The sequence below is a fragment of the Gordonia tangerina genome (assembly GCF_021556435.1).
In the GTDB taxonomy this organism is placed as follows: domain Bacteria; phylum Actinomycetota; class Actinomycetes; order Mycobacteriales; family Mycobacteriaceae; genus Gordonia; species Gordonia tangerina.
Map to the genome: position 1 here is coordinate 55,960 of NZ_JAKGCU010000028.1, position 6,000 is coordinate 61,959.

The following is a 6,000-nucleotide window of genomic DNA, read 5'->3' on the forward strand; positions in this document are numbered from 1 at the left end:
TGAATTTCGGTTGCGCCGATCACCACACGCCGCGGGGGCGGAACTGGACGCTGATGCGTGGGCCGACCCCGGAGGCCTTCGGTACCGCGTGCTCCCAGGTGCGCTGGCAGCTGCCGCCCATCACCAGCAGGTCACCGGGGCCCACCACGAAGCGCACCGACGGGCCGCCGGCGCGTGGACGCAGCAGCAACGGCCGGGGTGAGCCCAACGACACGATCGCCACCATGGTGTCCTCGTGTGAGCCCCGCCCGATCCGGTCGCCGTGCCAGGCAACGCTGTCGGAACCATCCCGGTAGAGGCACAGGCCCGCGGTGGCGAACCCTTCGGGTAACTCGCGGCGGTAATGGCCGCTGAGTGCGTCACGTGCGGCGACGAGCATCGGGTCGGGAAACGATTCGGCGGAATGGTAGGTCGCGACCAGCCGCGGGACGTCGACCACCCGGTCGTACATGCGTCGTCGCTCGGCGCGCCATGCAGTGGCCGTGTGTAGGCGGTCAAAGAGTGCGGCCGAACCGGCGACCCATCCGGGACGTAGATCCACCCACGCGCCGTCCGACAGCACGTGTCGGGACGTGCGGTCGAGCGAGCGCAACTCCGTGTCGGTCGACTGGTCGAACAGCGACCACTGCATACCTGCGGTCATGAACGCGAGCATACCGACTCATGCGAACGCGTGTTCGATATTGTGCGCGTCACGGCGGTGCGCGGAGGGAGGCATTCGACACTCTGGCGGCGGACTCGGTGGCGAAATCCGACATTTGTTGTTATCCAGTAACAAGTGGTAGTCACTAACACCTTTGACTGCCGGCGATCCGCCGATCCGAGAGGAAGACGATGGCCTCAATGCTGTTCCGAGTCGGAAGATTCTGCTTCCGACACAAATGGTGGGTGATCGCGACGTGGCTGCTCGCCGCCGTCACGGTGGCCGGTTTGGTGGGCGCGCTGAGCCCGAAGTTCGCGAAGGACTTCAGCCTGCCGGGTACCGACTCCGGTACCGCCACCTCGCAGATCGAGGAATACTTCCCGCAGGTCATGGAGCAGCAGTCGCAAGCGTCGACCAGCGTGCTCGTGGCCGCCGACGACGGGCTGGCCGCGCACACCGATCAGATCAACGCGCTGGTCGAGGACCTTAAGTCACTGCCCGATCTGACCGATGCGAGCACCGTGGTCAACCCGGTGGTGGCCGCGCAGGCCAACCCGACCATCGGCGCGTCGGTCCTCGGCGACGAAGGTCGGGTGGGCCTGATCCAGATCCGCCAGAACATCGAGATCATGGATCTCACCGTCGAGGAAAAGGAGCAGCTGCAGGAGATCCTCGCCCAGCACAGTGGTGATGGCCTGCAGGTGGAGGCCACCGGCTCGCTCATGCAGGTCATGGAGGCCGGTGGGACTGCCGAGCTGATCGGTTTCGCGGTCGCCTTCGTGGTCATGATCGTCGCGTTCGGTGCGCTGGTGGCGGCATTCATCCCGCTGGTCACCGGTCTGGTGGGCGTGATGATCACCATCATGCTGCTCACGCTGTCGGCGGAGTTCCTCAGCATCAATGAGACCGCTACCGCGATCGTCACCATGCTCGGCATCGCCGTCTCGATCGACTACGCGCTGTTCATCGTGTCCCGCTACCGGACCGAGCGCATGCGGGGTGGTGATCCCGCCGATGCGGCCGGCCGAGCGGTCGGCACTGCCGGATCGGCCGTCGTCTTCGCCGGCCTCACCGTGATCATCGCCGTCGCAGCCCTGATGGTCATCGGCATCCCGCTGATCACCCAGATGGGTATGGGCGCCGCGGTCGCCGTGTTCATGGCGGTGGTCGCAGCTCTCACGTTGATCCCGGCGCTGCTCGGCGCGGTCGGCCGATTCGCCTTCACCCCGCGCATACCGTGGATCAAGCACGCTGAGGAGAGTGCGACCTTCGATACCGTGGGCGTCAAAGTCGGTCGCAGAGTGGTCAATCGGCCGATCCCGTTCATCGTCGCGGGGCTCGCCGTGCTGGCTCTGGCCGCGATCCCGATGTCCAAGATGGAACTCGGCATGTCGCTGACCAGCGACGACGAGGCGCAGGCGCAGACCTTGCTGCAGCGCGGTTTCGGTGAGGGCATCAACGGGCCGCTGCTGGTGGTGCTGCACACCGAAGACGGTGACGTCAGCGCTGCGGCCGACAGTGCCGTGGAACATATCGCGACGCTCGACGACGTGGCCAACGCCGCCACGCTCACCTGGATGGGTAACGGAACACCGCAGCCACAGGTGGGAGCGGACACCGCACTCATCTCGGTGACGCCGATCAGCGCGCCATCGGATGCCGCAACGCACGATCTGATGGAGACGATCCGCGACTACGCGCCCACCGCCGAAGCCGCCGGGGTGGAACTGCATGTCGGTGGGCAGACGGCGATCCTGTCGGATCTGTCGGCCAAACTCGACAGTGCGCTGATCCCGTATCTGGTGGTCGTGGTCGGGCTGGCATTCCTGATCATGATCGGCGTCTTCCGCTCGATCTGGGTGCCCCTGATCGGCACCCTCGGCTTCATCTTCTCCGTGCTCGCCACCTTCGGCATGACGGTGCTCTTCTTCCAGGAAGGCGCACTGGGCCTGATCGACAACACCAAGCCCATCCTGTCGTTCCTGCCGATCTTCCTGATCGGCGTGGTGTTCGGCCTGGCGATGGATTATCAGGTGTTCCTGGTGACCCGAATGCGCGAGGAGTACATCCACGGGATGTCCGCCAAGGACGCCATCATCGCCGGATATCGGCACGGTGCGCGTGTGGTCACCTCCGCCGCGATCATCATGATCAGCGTGTTCGCCGCGTTCATGCTCGCGCCTGACACCACGGCCAAGATGCTCGGCTTCTCGCTTGCGGTGGCAGTGGCGTTCGACGCCTTCATCATCCGGATGATGGTGGTGCCGGCGATCATCGCTCTGCTGGGTGATCGCGCCTGGGGGCTGCCGAAGTGGTTGGATCGTCTTGTGGTGAACTTCGACATCGAGGGTGGTGCGGTCCGCGACCGCGGGCTCGAACACCTCGATGCCGACAACGAGCGGCAGGCGGTCGCCCCGGCGACCTGATCAGGGAGGTCACCGACAAATGGCCACACCGACGACGTCCCCGGGCTGCGGCCCGGGGCGTCGGGTCGGTTTGCGGGAGAAGAACAAGATTCGCACCCGCAAAGCGATCCGCGACGCGGCGATGAAGCTGTTCGCCGAGAACGGCTACACCCACACGACAGTTGAGCAGATCGCGCGCGAGGCAGAGGTCTCTCACACCACGTTCTTCCGGTACTTCGCCTCCAAGGAGCAGGTCGTCATCTCCGACGATCTGGAGGAAGCTCGGCACGACGCAATCGCCGCCATCCCGCCCGGGCTGGGGCATTTCGATCTGCTGCGCCGGTTGATCGGACAGATGTTCCGCATCGGGACCGCCGACGAGTGGGTGAGCAACTCCGCACGCATGCGGCTGATCCAGTCCGAGCCGACGCTGCGAACCGCCTACCAGATCGAAAGCGACAGAGCGATTTCGGAGGCGACAGACTTCTTCGCCGACTACCTGGGCGTGCAGTCCGATGACCTTCGCCTACGGGTGTTCATTGCCGCCGCGGGCGGAGTGATGTTTCACTTCGCACAATCCAGGGATGACCCCACCGACGACGACCTGCTCGCCACCCTGCTCAACGCGGTCGATCTGCTGGAACAGGGTCTGCCGCTCTGAGTGGGAGACCAGTTCGGGCATCGGCTCACGAAAGGACTTCACACCATGGGACGACTCGACCACAAAATCGCCTTCATCACCGGTGTGGCCCGCGGCCAGGGCCGTGCCCACGCCGTCAGACTCGCCGCTGAAGGGGCGACCATCGTCGGCGTCGACATCGCCGGCCCGTTGCCCGGCGTACCGTATGACCCGGCCACCCCGGAAGACCTCGACGAGACCCGTCGTCTTGTCGAGGAGCAGGGCGCCGCGGCGCACCTGCGGCAATGCGATGTGCGAGATCTCGAGGCGCTCCGGGAGTCCGTCGCCGAGGGCGTCGCCATGTTCGGCGGCTTGGATGTGGTGGTGGCGAATGCCGGCATCTGCATTCCGGAGACCTGGGACGAGGTGACTCCGACCAGCTTCCGCGACGTGATGGACATCAACGTCATCGGCGTGTGGAACACCGTCACGGCGACGGCGCCGCATCTCATCGAGCGAGGTGGCGGATCGGTCATCCTGACCAGCTCGCTGGCCGGTAAGAAGTTGCAGCCCTTCATGGTTCACTACACCACCAGCAAGCATGCGTTGGTGGGGATGACACGGGCTTTCGCTGCGGAGTTGGGCAATCACGACATCCGGGTCAACAGCATCCACCCCGGTGCCGTCGCCACGCCGATGGGCTCCGGACAGATGGTCGCGCGGATCGAGGAGACCAACGCGGCCAATCCGCGCCTGGCCGGCATGGGGATGACCTTCCTCAACCAGTTCGTCGCCGAGCCGTCGGAGATCGCGAACGTCGTCGCGTTCCTCGCCTCCGACGAATCGAAGTTCATCACCGCCGAGCACATCTCCATTGATGGTGGGGCCCAGTACTTCTGACGGTCTCACCGGATCAGTCGGCGCAAGCCTGCGAGCCCGCTGTCCGTTCCTCGTTGGGTAGCGGCGTGCCACGCCATGCACGGCCGCCCGTGTCGTTGGTTGGGTAGCGGCGCCCGTCCTACGTGCCGCCGCCCCTGTCGCTGGTTGAGTAGCGGCGCCCGCCCTACGTGCCGCGCCCCCTTTTCGTTGGTTGAGTAGCGGCGCCCGCCCTACGTGCCGCCGCCCCCTTTTCGTTGGTTGAGTAGCGGCGTGCGAGCTTGCGAGCCCGTCGCGTATCGAAACCACCCCACCCGCACAAAAATCTTCTGCACTATTTTCAAGAATTTCCTTGACATCGAACTGGTGTTCGACCATAGTGGAGTCATGGGAGCTTCGGGGGATCTCACCACCATCACTGATTCTGTTCGTGACCTGCACTTGGGCGACGATATGTCGGGTCGGGCAGCGTTCGATGCGATGACCACACTGGTCACGTTGCGTAATCTGATCGACCATCACGCCGCCACGGTGGTCGGCCATCTGGACCGACTGGGTGTGGCCCGCGACCACGGCCGCAAACTCAGCGAGTTGTTGATCGTGATGGGGCTCGCGCCGGCGGTGGCGACCCGTCTGATCCGCATCGCGACCGCCCGCGAGAAACTGCCGACCCTGGCCGCGCACGCCGCTGATGGGGCGATCTCCGCCGAGCATGTCGACGCGGTGGGTAAAGGTGTCGATCATGTCGGGAAAAGATCAGCGGAACCGATCGACGATGTGGCGCGTCTAAACATCGTGACCGAACTTCTCGCCCACTTCTTTTCCGGCGCCACCCCCGCCGACATCGGCAAACGTGCCCGTCGTCTGGGTAACCAGGCCGCTGAGGACACCGGTGGGCTACCCGCCTCCGAGGACCGCAACCTCAACACGCTCACCCACGATGTCGATGGTGACGGACGGCTGCAGGTGCGCGCCGACCTCAACACCGAGGTCGGCGAAAAATTCTCGGCTGCGATGGAAGAGTTGGCGGCTCCGCGCCCTGAACCTGACGGTTCACCGGATGCGCGTTCCACCGAGCGCCGGCATGCCGACGCCCTCGAAGCGTTGCTGGATATCGCTGCCCGCAGCGGCGATGCGGCCTCGGCACCGCGTCACCAGATGCTGGTGTCGGTGCCCGCCGATACCCCGGATCTGGCCGAACTGCCGTTCCTGGGGTCGATCTCCGAAGCCATGCTGCGCACGTTGACCTGTGACACCACCGCGACGGTCGCGATCGTCGACGGTGAGGCGGTGCCGATGGAGATGAGTAAAGACAAACGCCTGTTCCCAGCCCATGTACGTAAAGCGTTGCACAAACGCGACGAGTGCTGCATCAAATGCGGCGTGGCGGCCTCCCGCTGCCAGGGCCATCACCTCGTGCATTGGGCTGATGGTGGAATCACGGTGTTGGACAACGG

5 protein-coding genes are annotated in these 6,000 nt (G+C 65.0%); 4 read left to right on the plus strand and 1 reads right to left on the minus strand.

The genetic code is table 11. The features are described 5' to 3' along the window. Nucleotides 1-19: 19 nt before the first annotated feature. A complete protein-coding gene (locus L1892_RS21450; protein ID WP_235725796.1) occupies nucleotides 20-643 on the minus strand; it encodes an alpha-ketoglutarate-dependent dioxygenase AlkB in 624 nt (207 codons plus the stop codon). 191 nt (nucleotides 644-834) lie between these two features. Here L1892_RS21450 and L1892_RS21455 point away from each other — a divergent pair, with 191 nt between their 5' ends. From L1892_RS21455 to L1892_RS21470, 4 genes are all read left to right on the plus strand, one after another. Then, nucleotides 835-3,069, plus strand: coding sequence for an MMPL family transporter (locus L1892_RS21455; RefSeq protein ID WP_235725797.1), 2,235 nt, complete (start codon nucleotides 835-837; stop codon nucleotides 3,067-3,069). Nucleotides 3,070-3,088: 19 nt separating this feature from the next. Then, entirely contained in the window at nucleotides 3,089-3,709 is a 621-nt protein-coding gene (locus L1892_RS21460) for a TetR family transcriptional regulator (RefSeq protein ID WP_235725798.1), read from the plus strand. Between the two features lie 45 nt (nucleotides 3,710-3,754). After that, nucleotides 3,755-4,567: a mycofactocin-coupled SDR family oxidoreductase gene (locus L1892_RS21465; RefSeq protein ID WP_235725799.1), complete on the plus strand. Its 813-nt coding sequence runs from the start codon at nucleotides 3,755-3,757 to the stop codon at nucleotides 4,565-4,567. Nucleotides 4,568-4,930: 363 nt separating this feature from the next. Beyond that, a partial coding sequence (locus L1892_RS21470; protein ID WP_235725800.1) for an HNH endonuclease signature motif containing protein occupies nucleotides 4,931-6,000 on the plus strand: 1,070 nt, incomplete at its 3' end.

Bases quoted from the DNA above. Each gene is read 5' to 3' on its own strand.
- L1892_RS21450 (WP_235725796.1), bottom strand. From the start codon at position 643: ATGACCGCAGGTATGCAGTGGTCGCTGTTCGACCAGTCGACCGACACG.
- L1892_RS21455 (WP_235725797.1), top strand. From the start codon at position 835: ATGGCCTCAATGCTGTTCCGAGTCGGAAGATTCTGCTTCCGACACAAA.
- L1892_RS21460 (WP_235725798.1), top strand. From the start codon at position 3,089: ATGGCCACACCGACGACGTCCCCGGGCTGCGGCCCGGGGCGTCGGGTC.
- L1892_RS21465 (WP_235725799.1), top strand. From the start codon at position 3,755: ATGGGACGACTCGACCACAAAATCGCCTTCATCACCGGTGTGGCCCGC.